Genomic DNA, 18,467 nt, shown 5'->3' with positions numbered 1-18,467 from the left:
CACGCTCATGTCTCATTGGTCAGTACTCCGCTCCCCATGCGTTTCGTTCAGGTCGCTCATGGCAGCCGCGAGAACCACAGCAGCGACCCGGCCGCGACCGCGCAGGACAGGAGGAGGCCGGCGGCGATGAACCAGCCCCAGATCTCCCGCTGTTCGGTGCGGTAGCCGATGCTGCTGCCGATGTCCTCGTACACGCCGCGCAGCTCGTCGCCGGACGCGGCCTCGTAGAAGCGGCCGCCGGAGTCCTGGGCGAGGCGCTCCAGCGCGGGGCCGTCGACGGGCACCGGGATCTCCCGGCCGCCCTGGATCATGACGCCCTCCGGCGTGCCGTAGGCGATCGTCGACACCGGGACGCGGGCCTGGACGGCGCGCCTGGCGCCCTCCTCGGGGCTGCGCCCGGCGGTGTTGGTGCCGTCGGACAGCAGCACGACGCGTCCCGGCGGCGCGTCCTCGCCGAACTGCGCGCCGAACCCGGCGATCGCGTCCAGCGAGGCGATGATGCCCTCGCCGATCGCGGTGCGCGGGCCGAGCCTCAGCCCGTCGATGGCGGTGCGCATCGCCTGCCGGTCCGTGGTCGGCGGGACGGCGACCGACGCGGTGCCGGAGAACGCCACGAGGCCGATGTTGAAGCGGTCGGGGACGCGTCCGAGGAACGTCCGGGCGGCGTCCTTGGCGGCCTCCAGCCGGTTCGGCCGCACGTCCGTTGCCTCCATCGACGCCGACACATCGACCGCCAGCATGATCGTCGCCTGCTCGCGCGGTACCCGCACGTCCGCCGCCGGACGGGCGAACCCGGTGACGAACAGGCCCAGCATCAGCAGGAACGCCGCCGCGGGGAGGTGGCGGCGCCAGCCGGGCTTGGCGGGCGCGACCTTGTCGAGCAGCGCGAGGTTGGTGAAGCGGACCGCGTACCTGCCGCGCCGCACCTGCATCACCACGTACGCGGCGACCAGGACGGGCAGCCCCAGCAGCAACAGCAGCCGGACGGGGTCGAGGAAGCTCACGCCGCACCTCCCGGAGGGGGCGCAGCCTTCGCGATGCGCCGCTGCGCCAGCACATGCTGGACGAGGTCGCGAACCCAGTCCCCGTCGGTGCGAAGCCGCAGGTGCGTCGCCCCGGCCCGGCGCAGCCCGGCCGCGATCTCCTCCCGTTGCCGGACGGCCGCGTCCGCGTACCGTTCGCGGAGCTTGCGCCCGGCCGTGGGGACCTCGCGCCTGCGGCCCGTCTCCGGGTCGACGAGCGTGAGCATGCCGACGTCCGGAAGCGTCAGCTCGCGCGGATCGACGACCTCGACCGCGAGGAGCTGGTGGCGGGCGCCGAGCAGCCGCAGCGGACGCTCCCAGCTCTCCACCGGCTCCAGGAAGTCGGAGACCACGACCGCCAGCCCCCGGCGCTTGCCTCCGGTGCGATGCAGCAGTTCCGCCGCCGCGCCGAGTGACGCGTCCCCGCTCCCGGCCGGGCTCCGGGGCGCGGACAGCAGCGTCCCCAGCAGGCCGAGCAGGTGCGCCCTTCCCGTACGCGCCGGGACGCGGCGCATCCGGTCGTGGTGGACGATCTGCGCGCCCAGCCGGTTGCCGGTCCGCTCGGTCAGGAACCCGACCGCCGCCACCGCGAACACGGCGAGGTCGCGCTTCTCCAGCCGTCCGGTGCCGAAGTCCATGCTGGCGGTGGCGTCCACCAGCACCCAGGTCTCCAGCTCGCGGTCGGCGACGCGGTCGCGGACGTGCGGCGCGGTCATCCGAGCGGTGAGGTTCCAGTCCATGGTGCGGACGTCGTCGCCCGCGACGTACTCGCGGCCCTCGGCCGGGTCCGACCCCGGGCCCGGCAGCAGGCCCAGGTGATCTCCTTGCAGGAGCCCGTCCAGGCGCCGCGTGACCGTCAGCTCCAGGCGGCGAAGCGCATGCTCGGGCGCCAGGTTGCGCAGCCCCTGCTCATCCGAACGCTGCTCGTTCATGCGGCCCTGCCGTCGTCGTTCGCTTCCATGGGCGCGACCTGCGGCATCGGGACGGCGGCCACGATGTGGGCGACCATCGTGCGGACGTCCACGCCGTCGGCGAGCGCGTCGAACGACGGCACCAGGCGGTGCGCGATCACGTCACCGGCGAGGTCGCGCACGTCGCCCGGGAGGACGTACTCGCGGCCCCGGAGCAGCGCCAGCGCCCGTCCGGCGGCGATCAGCCCGAGCGACGCGCGCGGCCCGGCACCGTAGGCGAGCATCCCGGCGACCTTCGGGACGCCGTGCCCGGACGGGTCGCGGGTGGCGGCCACGAGCCGCACCGCGTACCGGGCGACCTCGTCGTGGACGAACACGTCCACGGCCGCGTCCCGCAGCGCCGTCACGTCCGCGGCGTCCAGGATCGGGTTCGGCTCGGGCGGGCGCACCCCCATGCGGTAGACGATCGCCAGCTCCTGCGCCTCGGACGGATACCCGACGTCGATCTTCAGCAGGAATCGGTCTCGCTGCGCCTCCGGCAGCTGGTACACGCCCTCCGACTCGATCGGGTTCTGCGTCGCCATCACCAGGAACGGCGACGGCACGGGGAACGTCCGGCCCGCGATGCTGACCTGGCGCTCCGCCATCACCTCCAGCAGCGCCGACTGCACCTTGGCGGGAGCGCGGTTGATCTCGTCCACGAGCACGACGTTCGCCATCACCGGGCCGGGCTCGATGTCGAAGCCCTCGGTGGACGGCCGGTAGATCCGCGTCCCGACGATGTCGGCGGGCACGAGGTCCGGGGTGAACTGGAGCCGCGCGAACGACCCGCCGGCGACCGTGGCGAGCGTCTGCGCGGCCAGCGTCTTCGCCACGCCCGGCACGCCCTCCAGCAGGCAGTGGCCGCCGGCCAGGACCGCGACGAGCATCCGCTCGATCATCTGGTCCTGGCCGACGATGACCCGCTTGACCTCGAACAGCGCCCGCTCCGCGAGCGCGGTCGCCGGCGGCAGGGCGCGGGCGGCGTCGAGGCCGCCGGTCACTGCACGCCTTCGGCCGGGCTTTCGGCCGGGGCCCCGCCACCGCTCGCGCCGCCGTCACGCTCTGGGCAGTCCTTGCCGGGCGTCCCCGCCTTGGCGGGCTGGTAGTCGACGATCTGCAATTGCGTGCGGACGGGCTCCGGCCCGGAATCGGCCAGCGCCGCGCCGCCAGCGGCCACCGTGGCCGCTCCGGCCAGCCCGGCCACCACGACGACGATCCTCGTGCGTCGGCTGAGAGCCATGCTCTCTCCCCCTTGTCGTGTCCGGCCGCCCACCGTCGGGACGGCACGCGACGATCACAACAAGAAGGAGCGAAAGCGGACTTAAGGAACGGCTCAGGCGGAGTGGACGACCCGTCCGCCCGCGAGGGTCAGGGTGGGCTTGATCTGCTGCAACGCGTCGTCGTCGGCGGCGAGGACGTCCCCGTCCAAGACGACGAGGTCCGCGAGCTTGCCCGGGGTGATCGTCCCCTTGCGGTCCTCGGCGTTCTCGATGTAGGCGCCCGCCGTCGTCCACAGCCGGATCGCCTGCTCGCGGGTGAGGCGCAGGTCGGGCGGGACGTCCGAGTACGGCCCCGGGGCCGCGCCCGCGAACGTGGCGATGCCGCGCCGCCAGTCGGGATAGGTGACCGGCGCGTCGGAGCTGTCGGCGACGTGTACCCCCGCCGCGAGCAGGGCACCGGCCGGGAACGCGCGCGACCACCGCTCGGCGCCGATCGACCGCGTCATGGACGCGCCGCTGTGCGACTTCATCAGCGAGCTGGTGATCACGCTGATGTCGTGCTCGGCGAGGCGGGCGTAGGAGTCCTCGGAGAGCAGCGTGCCGTGCAGGAGCGCGTGCCGGGCCCGCGGCCACGGGTCGGCCTTGAGCGCGCGGATGATCCCGTCCGCGGCGGCGTCCGCGGCCCGGTCGCCGGTGACGTGCACCTGGACCTGCAGCCGGTTCCGGTGCGCCAGCTCGATCATCCGGAGCAGTTCCTCGTAGCGGGCCTCGTCGTCGTCGCCGGGGGTGATGAGGTGGCCGTGGCAGCCCGACGGGTACGGGTCGTGCAGCCACGCGGTGCCCTGCGTGGGGACGCCGTCCGCGAACAGCTTGCAGCCGCCGATCCGGAGCCAGTCGTCGCCCAGCCCGGTCGACAGGCCCGCGTAGCCGAGTGCCTTCTCCAAGCGGTCGGACGCACTCGCCGGGGACGGCCAGTCCCAGTGCATCAGCGTGTTCACCCGGACCGTCATCCGGCCGTCCCTGCGAAGGGTGGTGTAGTCGCGCAGCAGCTCCGGCCAGACGATCGGGTCGGTGACGCTGGTGATGCCGAGCGCGTTGAGTGTCCGCATCGCGGTCTCGATCGCGTCCAGCCGCTCATTCTCGGAGTGGGCCGGGACGTGGTCGTTGATCAGCCCCTTCGCGCCTTCGAGCAGCAGGCCGGTGGGCTCGCCGTCCGGGCCGCGGACGATCTGCCCGCCCGCCGGGTCCGGGGTGTCGCGGGTGATGCCCACGATCGTGAGCGCGGCGGTGTTGACGAGCACCGAGTGCCGGGACGCGTGGTGCAGGACGGTCGGCCGGTCCCCGGTGGCCTGGTCGATGAGGGAACGGTGCGGGCCTGGGACGTCGGCGTCGAACTCGGGGATGTTCGCCTCCCGCCAGCCCTCGCCGATCAGCCAGCGGCTGCCGCCGGGCCCGGGCGGCCCGCTGGCGAGCGCGTCGTTCAGCGCGCCGAGCGAGTCGATGCCGTTCAGGTCGACGGAGAACGGCGGCCCGGACAGGCCGAACAGCGCGAGGTGCAGGTGCGCGTCGTTGATCCCGGGCAGCACCGTCTGCCCGGCGAGGTCGATCACCTCGGTGGACGGGCCCGCGAGCGCCCGGACGTGGTCGTCGTCGCCGACCGCCGTGATCCGGTCGCCGGTCACCGCGACGGCGGACTCGACCGTGAACCCGGCGTCGACGGTGAGGACCTTGCCGCCGAGCAGCACCATGTCCGCGTGTCCGGCCCTGTCCGCGTGGTCAGCCATATCACCAGCCCGTTTCGAGAATGTCGTCAAGTGTGTCGGTGAACTCGTCGGCGTCCGCCCGCGTGAACGTCAGCGGCGGCTTGAGCTTGAGGATGTTCCAGGCCGGGCCCGTCGGATACACGAGGACGCCCTCGTCCTTGAGCCGCTCGCAGATGATCAGCGTCTCGTCGGAGGCGGGCTCCTTGCTCTCGCGGTCGAGGACGAACTCGACCCCGCTGTAGAAGCCCTGGCCGCGGACGTCCCCGATCAGCGGGTGCCGGTCGGCGAGTCCCGCCAGCCGGTCCCGCAGGTACTGGCCGACGACGAGCGCGTTGTGCTGCAGGCCCTCGTCCGCGACGACGTTCAGCAGCTCCAGGCCGACCGCGCAGGCGACCGGGTTGCCGCCGTACGTCGAGAAGAACCGTCCGGTCGGGTCGAACGCCCGCGAGATCTCCCGGGTGGTGACCATGGCCGCCATCGGGAAGCCGTTGCCCATGGCCTTGCCCATCGTCACGAAGTCGGGGACGACGTCCGGCCCCTGCGTCTGGAAACCCCAGAACGCCTCGCCGAGCCGCCCGAACCCGACCTGGACCTCGTCGGCGATCGTCAGCACGCCGCGTTCGGCCGCCGCGGCGAAGATCGGCGCGAGGTAGCCGGGCGGCAGCACCACCTGGCCGCCGCCCGCCAGCAGCGCCTCGAACAGGTAGGCGGCGGGGGCGCGGCCCTCGGCGGCGAGCCGGTCGAACTCGTCGATCACGTGCCGGGCGTACTTGGCCCCGGCGTCCGGGTCGTCGTAGCCGTACGCGCCGCGGTACCGGTCGGGGTTCGGCGTCGGGTGCGTGGTGTCCGGCTTGCCGTAGTGCTTGTAGCGGGACGGGCTCACGTCCGAGACGACCGAGGTGTAGCCGTGGTAGGCGTCGTCGATGATGACGACGTCGTCCCGCTTCGTCAGGTAGCGGGACATGCGCAGCGCCAGGTCGTTCGCCTCGCTGCCGGAGTTGACGAAGTAGACGACGTCCAGGCCGTCCGGCAGCGTCGCGGTGAGCCGCTCGGCGTACTCGGTGAGCGTGTCGTACACGAACCGGGTGTTGGTGTTGAGGCGGCCGAGCTGGCGTGATGCCGTCTCCACGAGGCGCGGGTGGCTGTGGCCGACGAGGGTCACGTTGTTGAGGGCGTCCAGGTAGGAGCGGCCTTCCTCGTCGTAGAACCGGCAGTCCCGGGCCCTGACCATGCTGATCGGCCGCTTGAAGTACATCGGGTGGCTGTCGGGCAGGTGGGTGCGGCGGCCCTCCAGCGCCTTGCCGATCCCGGACGTCCACCCGGCGACCGCGTTCTGGGCGCCGAGCAGCGGCGTCGGGTCGGGGAAGAGGCCCTGCCACATCGCCGACTCCGAGTCGGGGACGGCGGCGGGCACGCCCGTCCAGCCGTCGAGCGGCGCGACGCTCACCTGGACGCGCACATGCGGCGGCAGCGCACCACCCGGCGCGATCTGCCCGATCCGTCCGCCGGCCGCGATCTCGTCGCCCACGGATGCCGCACTGGTCAGGCCCGTGTAGAGCGTCCTGAATCGGACGCCTTCGACCGGCTCGTGCAGCAGGACGAGATCGACTCCCGCGACGTCGTCCGACGCCTCGACTCGGCCGGGCAAAGGCGCGCGGACGGCCGTTCCCGCACCGGCGAACAGGTCGATTCCAAGGTGGACGTTGGCGGGCTCGTCCGGCCCGGTGCTGCGGCGCCTGCGAGGGGCCAGGAAGCGCGGCTCGCCGTACCGGCCCACCGGCACGTTCGGGCGGCGGCGCAGAATCTCCTCACTCGCGGCGGCCCGCAACGAGTCGTGATTGCGCGGATCGGCGCCGTCGTAGATCGCGGACGACGCGCTGAGGTCGACCGGGGCGAGCGGGCCGTCGACCGGGGCCACGGCGGACGAGGCGTTGCCCGCCAGCCAGGTCGTGACCGCAGGCCCGGCGGGATGCGACGGCAGCCCGCACGCGTGCCTGGTCGTCGCGCGTCCCACGTCCGCCGGGATGTCCGAAAGCGCGCGCACCAGGTCGGCGGCGGCTGCCGAGCGGTGCCGCGGGTCGCCGTGCCGCCGCTCCGCGTCGAGCCGCGCGGCGGTGACCGCGACCGTCGCGGACCGCACCGCGACCAGCGGGAACAGCACGTCCAGCTCCGCCTCGGCCAGCGGGCACGCGTCGTGGTAGGCGGCGGCCAGCGTCGCCAGGACGGCGAGCGGGCTCGCGGCGCCGCGCATCACGCTGGACGCCAGCACCGCCAGGTCCGCGATCCGCGCGGTCGGCAGCGCGTCACCGAAGTCGATCACGCCGGAGACGCGGCGCCGCCCGCCGTCCCGGCGGACCAGGATGTTGAACGCGTTGAGATCGTGATGGACGACCGCCACCGGCAACTCCGGCAACCGCTCGTCCAGCAGCGGCAGGTACCGGTCGCGGAGCGACTCGGCGGCGGCCCGCAGCCCAGCGTCGCCGACGTGGCCGATCGACGCGGCCAGCGCCGCGCCCGCGTGCGGGAACTCCCAGTAGTGCGGCGCCGGGGGAGCGGGATGGACGAACTCCGCCGTCGCCGCGGTCAGCCGCCCGGCCGCCGCGCCGACGTCCGCCAGCAGCTCGGGTGACCGGCGTCCCACCTCCGCCAGCGGCGTGCCCGGAACCCAGCTGAGCAGCCGGACCGGCAGCTCGCGTCCGCCGCCGTCGGGCACCGACGTGACCGGCGCGCCCGACACGTCCGCGACGGTCCGGGGGACGACCACGCCCGGTTCCCGCTCCGCGAGATGCGCGAGCAGCGCCGTCTGGAACTCGATCGCCCGGCGGTCGGCGGGGTCGCTGACCTTGAGGACGTACTCGGCGCCGTCCGCGTCCACGACGTGGGTGTTCTGGTCCGTCTCCCCGGCGAGCCGGCGCAGGGACGCGGCGTCGAGCCCGTAGCGGTCGCGCAGGATCTCCCGGAGCCGCTCGTCGGCGAGTTCTGGGACGCCCGCGGTGATCCGCTCGAAGCGCTCGTCGGGTCCGGTCTGGGCTGCCATCGGCAAGGAACTCCTAGTGGTCGGCGGCGGTCAGGTGCCGGCGGTGGCGCCCAGGGGCTCGGCGGCGTGCCCCGAGGACGGTTCGTCGGCGGGGTCGGCCACGATCGACTGGTGCTCGGGGTCCCAGCTCACCGTGACCTCCTCGCCCGGCACGGCCGGGAGCGACCGGCCGGCCAGGCGCATGGCCGAGCCGCTCGTGCCGTCCCCGAACCGCAGCCCCACCTGGTGGTGGTTGCCGACGTAGACGATCTCGGTGACGGTGGCGCGCACCCGGTTGTGCCCGTCCGGCGCGGCGGCCGCGTCCGTGTGCAGTTCGAGCCGCTCCGGACGGATCACGGCGACCCCGTCGCTGCCGTCGAGCCCGGCGTCCAGCCGCGGCGCCCGCAGCGTGAAGCCGCCGCACCGCAGCACGCCCCCGGAAACGTCGACGGCGCCCCGGAAACACGTGGACTCGCCGAGGAACTGCGCGACGAACAGCGTCCGCGGCCGCTCGTACAGCTCGGACGGCGTCCCGACCTGCTCGACCCTGCCCTCGTTGAACACCGCGATCCGGTCGGAGAGGGTGAGCGCCTCGTGCTGGTCGTGGGTGACGAAGATGAACGTCATGCCCAGTTCCCGGTGCATCCTGGCGATCTCGCGCTGCAGCTCGTCGCGGAGCTTGCGGTCCAGGGCGCCGAGCGGCTCGTCCATCAGCAGCGCCCGCGGGTGGTACACCACGGCGCGGGCGAGCGCGACGCGCTGCTGCTGCCCGCCGGACAGCTGGCTCGGCAGCCGGTCCGCGTACTCCTCCAGGTGGACGAGCTTCAGCGCCTCGCCCACCTTCGCGGCGATCTGCGCCTTCGTCATCTTCCGCTGCTGGAGCGGGAACGCGATGTTCTTCGCGACGGTCATGTGCGGGAACAGCGCGTACTGCTGGAACACCACGCCGAGGTTCCGCCGGTGCGGCTTCTGCCGCGAGACGTCGCGCCCGTCGATCTCGATCGACCCCGCCGACACCGAGACGAACCCGGCGAGCATCGACAGCATCGTCGTCTTGCCCGACCCCGACGGGCCCAGCAGGGTGATGAACTCGCCGTCCGCGATGTCGAGGGAGACGTCGTCCACGGCCGGACGGGACGTGCCCGAGTAGACCTTCGAGACGCCCGCGATCCGGATCCCGTGGCTGCTGCTGTTGTCGGATTGGCTCATGATGTGCTCCGCTTGCGGCGAACGAACTGCGGCATCAGCAGGACGATGCTGGTCGCCACCACCATCAGGCTGGACGCCGCGGCGATGGTCGGGTCGATCTCCAGCGTGATCGAGTTGTACATCTGGACGGGCAGCGTCTGGATGTCGGGCGTCTGCAGGAACAGCGCGATGACGACCTCGTCCAGCGACATGACGAACGCGAACACGAACCCCGACAGCACGCCCGGCGCGACGAGCGGCACCGTGATCCGGAAGAACGTCCTCCAGGCGGTGGCGCCGAGCGTCGCGGCGGCGGTGTCGAGCGTCCGGTCATAGCCGGCGAGGCTGGTCGACATGACCGTCACCACGAACGGCAGCGCCATCACGGTGTGCGCGACGACGTACCCGACGGCGGTGCCGTTGAGCTGCCACTTCAGGAACACGCCGTAGATCGCCACCGCGACCACGATGCTCGGCACGATCAGCGGCGCCATCATCATCGAGCGGATCGCGCCGCGTCCCCGGAAGCGCGTCCGGTTCAGCCCGAAGGCCACCGCGACGCCGAGGACGGTCGCCGTCACCGCGACGAGCAGCCCGATCTGCACCGACGTCAGCAGCGAGCGCATCCACCGCTCGGAGGTGAAGAACGACTCGTACCAGCGCAGCGACCAGCCGTCCGGCGGGAACTGGAACGTGGTCCCGGCGGAGAAGCTCATCGGGATCACCACGGCGGTCGGCGCGATCAGCAGCAGCCCGATCAGGCCGACGATGATCTTCAGGCCCCAGCCGAGGCCGCCGTCCCGCCCGGCCCGCACGCCGCTCTTCAGCGGGGCCTGCGCGTTCTCACTCATTGGTCACCGCCTTCTCGGTCGTGGACGAGAGGTTGGCGAACCTCGACACCACGAACAGCGCCAGCAGCGTGATCGCCAGCAGCACCGTGCCCAGCGCGCCCGCGCCGCCGAAGTCGAGCAGGTCGGTCACCCGCGTCGCGATCAGCTGCGGGACGAGCGACTGCTGCGGCGAGCCGAGCAGCGCCGGGGTGACGTAGAACCCGAGCGTCAGGATGAACACGAGCGTGAACCCCGACAGCACGGCCGGCAGCGACAGCGGCAGGTACACCCGGGCGAACGCCCGCCAGCGCGGCGCGCCGAGGCTGGTCGCCGCGTCCAGCAGCCGCTTGTCGATGCCCTCCATCCCGGAGTACAGCGGCAGCACCGCGAACGGCAGCATGACCTGCACCATCGCGACCGCCACCCCGGCGACCGAGCCCAGCAGCACGACGCCGTTGATCCCGATCGCGGAGAACGCGTCGTCGATCAGGCCGCCGCGCTGCTCCAGCATGTACCAGGCGAAGTTGCGGGCCATCATCGACGTCCAGAACGGCAGCAGGACCACCACCGTCATCAGGTTCCGGGTGCGCGGCGAGACCCTCGTCATCGCGTACGCGTACGGGTAGGCGATGATCAGCGTGCAGACGCCGACGATCAGCGCGGTGACGAGCGTCCGCGTCAGCACGGTGACGGAGACGCCGTCGTCCAGCAGGCCGGTGTAGTTGCCCAGCCCGGCGGACGGGTCGGTGAAGCTGCGCCAGATGATGTTGCCGAGCGGGTAGCAGAAGAACACCAGCAGCAGCGCGGTGGCGGGCAGGATGAACCAGCCCGCCATCGCCCGCCGGGGCCGGCCGGCGAGGCCGGCCCCGTTGGTGACCGCCGGCGAAGGCGCCGAGGTGGTCGGGGCGCTCATCGGCTGATCACCCGGAGAGCCACGCGGTGTAGCGTTCGGTGACCCGGTCGAAGTTCTGGCCCCACCAGACGGCGTCGGACCGCACGATGCTGTCCTTGCGCTCCGGCGCGTACGCGTTGAGCTGCTGCTGGTACTGGTCGAACTTCGGCTGGATGGTCTCCTTGATCGGCAGGACCGACGCCAGCTCCGCCATCTTGGCCGACTGCTGGTCCCCGGACGCGGACGCGATGAACTTCATCGCGTTCTCCTTGTTCTTGGAGCCCTTGGGGATCACCAGGTCGTCCCAGTTCACGATCGTCTTGTCCCAGACGGGCTTGAACGGGGCGCCGGCCTTCAACGCCTGGTAGGCGCGGGCGTTGAGCATCAGGCCCATGTCGATCTGCTTGTCGACCATCATCTGCTGCATCTGCCCGTAGGTCTTGGCGAACGTGGTGACCTTCTTGATCTGGTCGAGCTTCTTGAAGGCCCGGTCCAGGTCCAGCGGGTAGAGCTTGTCCTGCGGGACGCCGTCGCCCAGCAGCGCGGCCTCCAGGAGGCCGACCGAGATCTCCGGCGGCACGATCCGCTTGCCGGGGTACTTCTTCACGTCGAAGAAGTCGGCGATGGTCGTGGGCGGGTTCGCGCCGTACTTCTGCGTGTTGTACATGAAGATCGTGCTGTAGAAGAACGCGGGCACGCCGCAGTCGTTGACCGTCCCCGCCGGGAACTTGGTCTTGTCGATGATCGAGAAGTCGAGCTTCTCCAGGTACTTGCCGCAGTACTGCGCGGTCGCGGCGGCGCTGGTGTCGACGACGTCCCAGGTGACCTTCTTGGCCTCGACCATCGTCTTCATCTTGGCCTCGTCGACCGGGCCGTCGTTGCGGAACGTCACCCCCGTCTCGGCGGTGAACGGCTTCTGCCACGCCTCGGCCTGGTAGTCCTGGAACGGCGCGCCCGTGGAGACGAACGTCAGCGATTTGCCGTCGTCGTCGCTCGCGTTGCCGATGCTGCAGGCCGCGGCCGCCAGGGTCACGGCCAGGCCGGCGGCCGCGAATCTGGCCGTCCTGCCGGTCTTGCTTTTGGTGAGCCGCACGATTTCCTCCGCAGGTCTGGTACGGGCCTCGCGTGTCCTGCCCCGTCAGGCCGCCGCGACGTGCTTGGTCAGGACACGGGCGAGCGTGTCCAGCTGTTGTTCGTCGATCACCAGGGGCGGTGAGAGGACGATGGTGTCGCCGGACGCCCGGACGATCACGCCGTCGGCGCGTGCGCCGGCCTGTACCCCTGCCGCCCCGTTGGTCTCTTTCAGGGCGGCGGGGTCCAGTTCGACGCCGAGCATCATCCCGACGCCGCGCACCTCCAGTACGTGGTCCAGCCGTTCGAGCGGCTTCAACGCGTCGAGCAGCTTCCGGCCGAGCACGTCGGCACGTTCCAGCAGCCCCTCGCGCTCCAGGATCTCGATGTTGGCCAGCGCCACCGCGGCGCCGACCGGGTGGCCGTTGTAGGTGAACCCGTGCAGGAACGAGGCGCCGTCGGCCAGCTCCAGCACGCGTTCGCCCGCGAGGACCGCTCCCATCGGGACATACCCGCTGGACAGGCCCTTAGCGGTCACGATGATGTCCGGTTCGATGCCGTACCGCTCGCAGCCGAACCAGTGGCCGATCCGGCCGAAGGCGGTGACGACCTCGTCCAGGATCAGCAGGATGTCATGGCGGCGCAGCACCTCCTGCACCCGCGGCCAGTAGTCGGCCGGGGGCGGCACCATGCCGCCGACGCCGAGCACCGGCTCGCCGACGAACGCGGCGATCTTGTCCGCGCCGACACGCTCGATCCGCTCCTCCAGCTCGGCGACCAGCGCGTCGGTGACGTCCGCGCCGCCCATGCCGTGCGGCTTGCCGAGGAACTCGATCCCCGGCATCAGCGGGCCGTAGCCCGCGCGCAACCGGTCGATGCCGGTGGCGGCGAGCGAGCCGCCGCCCATCCCGTGGTAACCGCCGGTGCGCGCGAGGATCACGAAGCGCTCGGGCCGTCCGGCGTGGTGGTGGGCGAGCCGCGCCAGCTTGATCGCGGTCTCGTTGCCCTCCGACCCGCCGTTGGTGAAGAAGACCCGGCGCATGCTCGGCGGCGCCAGCTCCAGCAGGCGCTCGGCCAGCCGGATGGACGGCTCGTTGGAGTAGTCCCCGAAGGACGAGTAGAACTCCAGCTTCGCCATCTGCTCGGCGGCGGCCGCGGCGAGCTCCGGGCGGCCGTGGCCGACCGGGCACTGCCACAGGCCGCAGGTGCCGTCGATGTAGGGCCTGCCCTGGACGTCCCAGACCACGGCGCCGTCGCCGCGGTCGAGGATCAGCGGCTCGGCCGGCGCCCCGATGACGCTGTGCGGGTGGATGACCGTCCGGGCGTCCAGGTCGGCGAGCCGCCGGGCGCGGTCGTCGTGCTCCCGGCCGGTGGGCCGGGTCGCCTGCTGTTCGATCGCCATTGGTGTCGCCCTCAGAGTTTGATCGCCACGGACTTGGTCTCCAGGTAGGCCTCGATGCCCTCGCTGCCGCCCTCGCGCTCCAGACCGCTGTTCTTCATCCCGCCGAACGGCAGCTCGGGCCGGACGGGGAACGCCTCGTTCACCGCCACCACCCCGAAGCTCAGCCGGTCCACGGCCCGCCACACCCGGGCCAGCCCGGCCCCGAAGACATAGGCGGCGAGGCCGTAGTCGGTGGCGTTGGCCCGCTGGATCGCCTCGTCGTCGTCGTCGAAGGCGTAGACGGGCAGGACGGGGCCGAACGTCTCCTCCGTGCTGATCAGCATGGTGTCGTCCGCGCCGGTCAGGACGGTCGGCTCGTAGAAGGCGCCGGTGAGCTCGGCGTCGGCGGGCACCCAGCGGCGCCCGCCGGCCGCGACCTCGGCGCCCCGCTTCACCGCGTCCACGACGTGCCGCTCGACCTTGTCCAGGCCGGCGAAGTCGATCAGCGGCCCGGTGGTGGTGCCCTCGGCGGAGCCGTGCCCGAGCCGCAGCGCCGCCACCTTCTCCAGCAGCAGGGCGAGGAACTCGTCGTGCACCGAGCGGTGCACGAACAGCCTGTTGATCGCGATGCAGCTCTGCCCGGCGTTGGCGAACTTGGCCGCTGCCGCCGCGGCGGCGGCCGCGGGCAGGTCGGCGTCGTCGAACACGATGGCGGGGGAGTGGCCGCCCATCTCCAGGGACGTCCGGCGCAGGTGGTCGCGGGTGGACGCGAGCAGGCTCAGGCCCACCTCGGTGGAGCCGGTGAAGCTGACCTTGCGCAGCCGGCGGTCGGCCAGCAGGGCACCGACCACCTCCGCCGGACGGGTCGTGGTGAGCGACTGGAGCACCCCGGCGGGCAGCGCCCCGGCCTCGGCGATCAGCCGGACCAGCTCGGTGCCGATCAGCGGGGTCTGCTCCGCGGGCTTGACGATCACGGGGCAGCCGGCGGCGAGCGCGAGGCCGACCTTGCGGACGAGCATGCTCGCGGGGAAGTTCCACGGCGTGATCGCCAGCGCGGGGCCGACCGGGGACCGCAGGACCATCCCGGGGCCGCCGGCGGCGTCCGGAGCCACCCGGCCGTTGGCGCGGCGCGCCTCCTCGGCGGCCCATTCGAGCATCCGGGCCGAGCCCAGGACCTCGCCCCGGGCCTCCGCGAGCGGCTTGCCGTTCTCGCTGGTCATGAGGGCGGCGAGGGCGTCGGCCTGGGTGCGGATCCGGCCCGCTCCGGCGCGCAGCGCGGCGGAGCGCTCCTCGGCGGTCGTCCGGCGCCACGGCTCGGCGGCCGCGTCGGCGGCGTCGAGGGCGGCGAGCGCCTCCTGCGGCCCGGCGTCGGCGGCCTGCGCGATGACTGCGAGCGTCGCGGGATCCGTCACGTCGAAGGTCGCGGGTCCCGATTGCCACACTCCGTCGATGAGCAGCGTGGCTGACGGGTCTGCGGGCATGTTGCGGACCTCCCTGTGCCTTCGGTTACGCCGACCGTAATCGATTTCGCGTCAGTCTTGTCCTTGGGTGTTGTGTTTGTCAACACCTGGTCGGAGGGAACCCACCTGGTTCGGCGCGGTCTTACAGTGGGGGGCATGAACGCCCTACCGTCCCGCTCAGCGGACCCCGCCGCCGAGGACACCGAACTCATCCCCATCAGGGAGCTGCTGTCGTACCGGCTGCACCGGGTGGCGAACGCGCTCTCCCGCAGCGCCGCACTCCGCTACCGGCGGGAATTCGACGTCAGCCTGCAGGAATGGCGGACCATCGCGCTGCTCGGGGCGGACGAGCCGCTGACCGTCAACCGGCTGGCCCGGCTGGCCGGCCTGGACAAGGCCCAGATGAGCCGGGTCGCGACCAAGCTCGCGGCGGCCGGCCTGGTCGAGCGGGAGCCCGGTCCCGGCCGCACGACCCAGCTCACCCTGACCCGCAGCGGGCAGTCCCTCTACCGGGGGCTGATCGCCGCCGCCAACGAGCGCAACAACGCCTTCCTCGTCTGCCTGACCCCGCTTGAGCAGGAAGTTCTCGACTCGGCGCTGCGCAAGCTCGCCACGCTGGCCAAGGCCCTGGAGCGCTCGGAGCGCTGATCCGGTCCGCGCCCCGGAGGGGTCCGCCGACGAGCGCGGGTGTTGATGTTGTCAACAGTAGGTTATATTCCTGCTGTGACGACCTGTTCGCCCTGACGACATCGACGCTCCCCTAGGAGGCGGACGCTGATGGCCGACCGCGCCACGATCTGCGAGTGCTTCGCCCGCGACGGGCTCCAGCACGAGACCGGCTACGTCCCGACCGGGGTGAAGCTCGACCTGATCGGCTCCTTCGCCGACGCGGGTTTCACGCGGATCGAAGCGACCAGCTACAGCCACCCAGAGCGGGTTCCGGCCTTCCGCGACGCGAGCGAGGTGCTCGCGGGGCTGCCCCGTCCGGCCGGCGTGTCGTACAAGGCGACCTGTCCGAATCCCCGCGCCGTGGAACGCGCCATCGCCGATCTGGACGCCGGGCACGGCGCCACGGAACTGAGCCTGCTCGTGTCCGCCACCGAGTCGCACACCCAGCGCAACATGCGCACCACGCGGGAGCGGCAGTGGGAGCGGGTGACCGAAATGGTGCGGCTCGCCGATGGACGGTTCCGGCTCGTCGGCGTGATCTCCGTGGCGTTCGGCTGCCCCTTCGAGGGCGCGGTGGACCCCGGCGTCGTCGCGTCCGACGCGGCCCGGTTCGCCGACCTCGGCGTCGACATGGTCACCCTCGGCGACACCACCGGCCTCGCGACGCCGGCCGCCGTCAAGGACCTGTTCGGCCGGATCCCGGCGGGCGGGTCCGCGCCGCCGGTCGTCGCGCACTTCCACAACACCCGCGGCAGCGGGCTCGCGAACTGCGTCGCGGCGCTGGAGGCCGGCTGCCGCGACTTCGACAGCTCGCTCGGCGGCGTCGGCGGCCATCCCGCGCAGATCGAGTACGGCGGCGGCATGACCGGGAACGTCTGCACCGAGGACCTGGTGAACCTGCTGGAGTCCGAGGGCGTCGCCACCGGGCTCGACCTCGGCAAGGTCATGGCGGCGTCCGAGCGGTGCGAGCGGGCGCTCGGACGTCCGCTGCACAGCATGGTGGCCCGGGCCGGCTTCGGCCTGATCGGCGGAGAGCTTGTCGGCGGCGCGGCCGCCGGTGGAGAGGTGGAACGCAATGGCTGAGCCCGAGGTGCTGATCGTCGAGGACCACGGCGCGGTCCGGGTGCTGCGGCTGAACCGTCCGGCCAAGCTCAACGCGCTGAACACCGAGCTCACCCGGGCCCTGTACGACGCGCTGCGCGCCGCCGACGCCGACGACGCCGTCCGCGCCGTCGTCCTCACCGGCGCCGGACGGGGCTTCTGCTCCGGCGCCGACCTCTCGGAGTTCGCCGACCTGACTCCCGCCGACCAGCACGCCGTCATCCGCCGCGCCGAGCTGACCACCCGCACCCAGATGATGCTGCAGCAGCTCGCCAAGCCGATCGTCTCGGTGGTGCGGGGCCCGGCGATGGGCGGCGGGGCGGGCCTCGCGATCGGCTGCGACATGATGGTCGCGGCGACCGACGCGAAGTTCGGCTACCCGGAGGTGCGGCACTCGATCGTCCCGGCGATCGTGATGACCGGGCTGCAGCGCAACCTCGGACGCAAGCTCGCCTTCGAGCTGATCAGCACCGGCCGCATCCTGGACGCCGAGGAGCTGGCCGAGCTCGGCCTCGCCAACCAGGTCGCCGACCCGGAGGACGCCGAGAAGGCGGGTCTGGAGATAGCGGCCGGCTGGGCCGAGGTGAACCCGCTCGCCATGGCCGCCGCCAAGGACCTGTTCTACCGCGTCGCCGACCTGCCGTTCGCGGAGGCCATGCGGACCGGCGGCGACGTCAACACGATCATGCGGGGGTTCCGGGGGGCGGGCTCATGAGGCCCCTGGAGGGCGTCACCGTGGTGGACTTCAGCCGCGTCCTCGCCGGGCCGCTGGCCACCCAGATCCTCGCCGACCTCGGCGCCGAGGTGATCAAGATCGAGCGGCCGGGCGGCGGCGACGAGTCCCGTAGCTTCGAGCCGCGGCTGCCGGGCGGCGAGAGCGCCTACTTCTTCGCCTTCAACCGGGGCAAGCGGTCGGTCACGCTCAACCTGCGGACCCCGCGCGGGCAGGAGATCGCCCGCGACCTGGCCGCCCGCGCGGACGTGCTGGTGGAGAACTTCATGCCCGGCACGATGGACAAGCACGGGCTCGGCTACGAGGCGCTCGAGACGCTCAACCCGGGCCTGATCTACATCTCCAGCACCGGTTTCGGGCAGTCCGGGCCCTACGCCGACCGGAAGGGGTACGACACCGTCTTCCAGGCGCTGTCCGGGATCATGTCGCTGACCGGCCACCCGGACACGCCGCCCGCCAAGGTCGGCATCCCCGTCTCCGACATGACGTCGGGCCTGTGGATCGTCATCTCCGCGCTGACCGGGCTCATGGAGCGGCGTGCCAGCGGCCGGGGCGGGCACGTGGACCTGGCGATGATGGACGTCCAGGCCAGCCTGCTGGCCCTCGCCGCCGCCCGGATCTTCGCGCTCGACGAGGATCCCGGGCGCACCGGCACCGCGCATCCCGGGCGCGTCCCGTCCGAGGCGTTCCAGTGCGCGGACGGAGGCTGGCTGCACATCAGCGGCAGCGACCAGCACTGGGCCCCGCTGTGCGGGGTGCTCGGCCTGCACGAGCTGGCCGCCGACCCGGCGCTCGCCGCCAACGAGGGCCGGCTCGCGCAGCGGGACCGCGTGAAGGCCGAGCTCACCGCCGCCGTCGGCCGGTGGCCCCGGGACGAGCTGGCGGAGGCGCTGCGGGCCGTGGACGTCCCCGCGGGCGAGGTGAAGTCCGCGCGCGAGGCGCTCGCCGACCCGCACATCGACGCCCGGCGCATGGTCGGCCACTTCGACCACCCCACCGAGGGCAGGTTCTCCGCCCTGCGGACCCCGCTGCGCCTGGACGAGACCGAGTACCCCGAGCCGGGCGTCCCGCCGCTGCTCGGAGCCGACACCGACGCCGTGCTGACCGGGCTGCTGGGACTGGACCGGGCCGAGCTGGCCCGGCTACGCGAAGAAGGGACCATCTAGCG

General features: G+C 72.4%; 16 protein-coding genes. 4 read left to right on the top strand and 12 right to left on the bottom strand.

Annotation, left to right across the window (positions count from 1 at the left end):
• Positions 1–56: 56 nt before the first annotated feature.
• From E1287_RS19675 to E1287_RS19620, 12 genes are all read right to left on the bottom strand, one after another.
• On the bottom strand, positions 57–1,004 hold the full coding sequence (locus E1287_RS19675; protein ID WP_131966457.1) for a VWA domain-containing protein: 948 nt from the start codon (positions 1,002–1,004) through the stop codon (positions 57–59).
• On the bottom strand, positions 1,001–1,954 hold the full coding sequence (locus E1287_RS19670) for a DUF58 domain-containing protein (RefSeq protein ID WP_131966456.1): 954 nt from the start codon (positions 1,952–1,954) through the stop codon (positions 1,001–1,003). The genes E1287_RS19675 and E1287_RS19670 overlap by 4 nt, the downstream gene beginning before the upstream one ends.
• Positions 1,951–2,976 carry a MoxR family ATPase gene (locus E1287_RS19665; RefSeq protein WP_243719220.1) on the bottom strand — a complete coding sequence of 342 codons (1,026 nt, stop codon included), beginning with the start codon at positions 2,974–2,976 and terminating at the stop codon, positions 1,951–1,953. Before E1287_RS19665 ends, E1287_RS19670 begins: the two co-directional genes overlap by 4 nt.
• The gene (locus E1287_RS19660) at positions 2,973–3,215 is read right to left on the bottom strand and encodes a hypothetical protein (RefSeq protein WP_131966454.1); all 243 of its coding nucleotides are present in this window, start codon (positions 3,213–3,215) and stop codon (positions 2,973–2,975) included. The genes E1287_RS19665 and E1287_RS19660 overlap by 4 nt, the downstream gene beginning before the upstream one ends.
• Before the next feature lie 93 nt (positions 3,216–3,308).
• Positions 3,309–4,979 carry an amidohydrolase gene (locus E1287_RS19655; protein WP_131966452.1) on the bottom strand — a complete coding sequence of 557 codons (1,671 nt, stop codon included), beginning with the start codon at positions 4,977–4,979 and terminating at the stop codon, positions 3,309–3,311.
• Between the two features lies 1 nt (position 4,980).
• Positions 4,981–7,995, bottom strand: coding sequence for an aminotransferase class III-fold pyridoxal phosphate-dependent enzyme (locus E1287_RS19650; RefSeq protein WP_131966450.1), 3,015 nt, complete (start codon positions 7,993–7,995; stop codon positions 4,981–4,983).
• A 30-nt stretch (positions 7,996–8,025) separates the two neighbouring features.
• The gene (locus tag E1287_RS19645) at positions 8,026–9,183 is read right to left on the bottom strand and encodes an ABC transporter ATP-binding protein (RefSeq protein WP_131966449.1); all 1,158 of its coding nucleotides are present in this window, start codon (positions 9,181–9,183) and stop codon (positions 8,026–8,028) included.
• The gene (locus tag E1287_RS19640) at positions 9,180–10,013 is read right to left on the bottom strand and encodes an ABC transporter permease (protein ID WP_131966448.1); all 834 of its coding nucleotides are present in this window, start codon (positions 10,011–10,013) and stop codon (positions 9,180–9,182) included. Before E1287_RS19640 ends, E1287_RS19645 begins: the two co-directional genes overlap by 4 nt.
• Positions 10,006–10,905 (bottom strand): ABC transporter permease, encoded by a 900-nt coding sequence (locus E1287_RS19635; protein WP_131966447.1) that lies wholly within the window; start codon positions 10,903–10,905, stop codon positions 10,006–10,008. Before E1287_RS19635 ends, E1287_RS19640 begins: the two co-directional genes overlap by 8 nt.
• A 7-nt stretch (positions 10,906–10,912) precedes the next feature.
• Positions 10,913–11,977: an ABC transporter substrate-binding protein gene (locus tag E1287_RS19630; protein WP_165969090.1), complete on the bottom strand. Its 1,065-nt coding sequence runs from the start codon at positions 11,975–11,977 to the stop codon at positions 10,913–10,915.
• A 45-nt stretch (positions 11,978–12,022) separates the two neighbouring features.
• Positions 12,023–13,357 (bottom strand): aspartate aminotransferase family protein, encoded by a 1,335-nt coding sequence (locus E1287_RS19625; RefSeq protein ID WP_131966445.1) that lies wholly within the window; start codon positions 13,355–13,357, stop codon positions 12,023–12,025.
• 11 nt (positions 13,358–13,368) lie between these two features.
• Positions 13,369–14,817 carry an NAD-dependent succinate-semialdehyde dehydrogenase gene (locus tag E1287_RS19620; RefSeq protein ID WP_131966444.1) on the bottom strand — a complete coding sequence of 483 codons (1,449 nt, stop codon included), beginning with the start codon at positions 14,815–14,817 and terminating at the stop codon, positions 13,369–13,371.
• 135 nt (positions 14,818–14,952) lie between these two features.
• On the opposite strand from E1287_RS19620, the gene E1287_RS19615 reads away from it, so the two are divergent.
• From E1287_RS19615 to E1287_RS19600, 4 genes are all read left to right on the top strand, one after another.
• The gene (locus tag E1287_RS19615; protein WP_131966443.1) at positions 14,953–15,444 is read left to right on the top strand and encodes a MarR family transcriptional regulator; all 492 of its coding nucleotides are present in this window, start codon (positions 14,953–14,955) and stop codon (positions 15,442–15,444) included.
• Positions 15,445–15,573: 129 nt separating this feature from the next.
• Positions 15,574–16,548, top strand: coding sequence for a hydroxymethylglutaryl-CoA lyase (locus E1287_RS19610; RefSeq protein WP_131966442.1), 975 nt, complete (start codon positions 15,574–15,576; stop codon positions 16,546–16,548).
• A complete protein-coding gene (locus E1287_RS19605; RefSeq protein ID WP_131966441.1) occupies positions 16,541–17,281 on the top strand; it encodes an enoyl-CoA hydratase/isomerase family protein in 741 nt (246 codons plus the stop codon). Before E1287_RS19610 ends, E1287_RS19605 begins: the two co-directional genes overlap by 8 nt.
• Positions 17,278–18,465: a CoA transferase gene (locus tag E1287_RS19600; RefSeq protein ID WP_131966439.1), complete on the top strand. Its 1,188-nt coding sequence runs from the start codon at positions 17,278–17,280 to the stop codon at positions 18,463–18,465. The genes E1287_RS19605 and E1287_RS19600 overlap by 4 nt, the downstream gene beginning before the upstream one ends.
• The last annotated feature ends 2 nt before the right edge of the window (positions 18,466–18,467 follow it).

Origin of the sequence: Actinomadura sp. KC06 (genome assembly GCF_004348735.1) — a bacterium.
Classification (GTDB): Bacteria; Actinomycetota; Actinomycetes; order Streptosporangiales; family Streptosporangiaceae; genus Spirillospora.
Note: the sequence above shows the minus strand (reverse complement) of the source record. Positions and strands in the feature narration are given on the sequence as shown.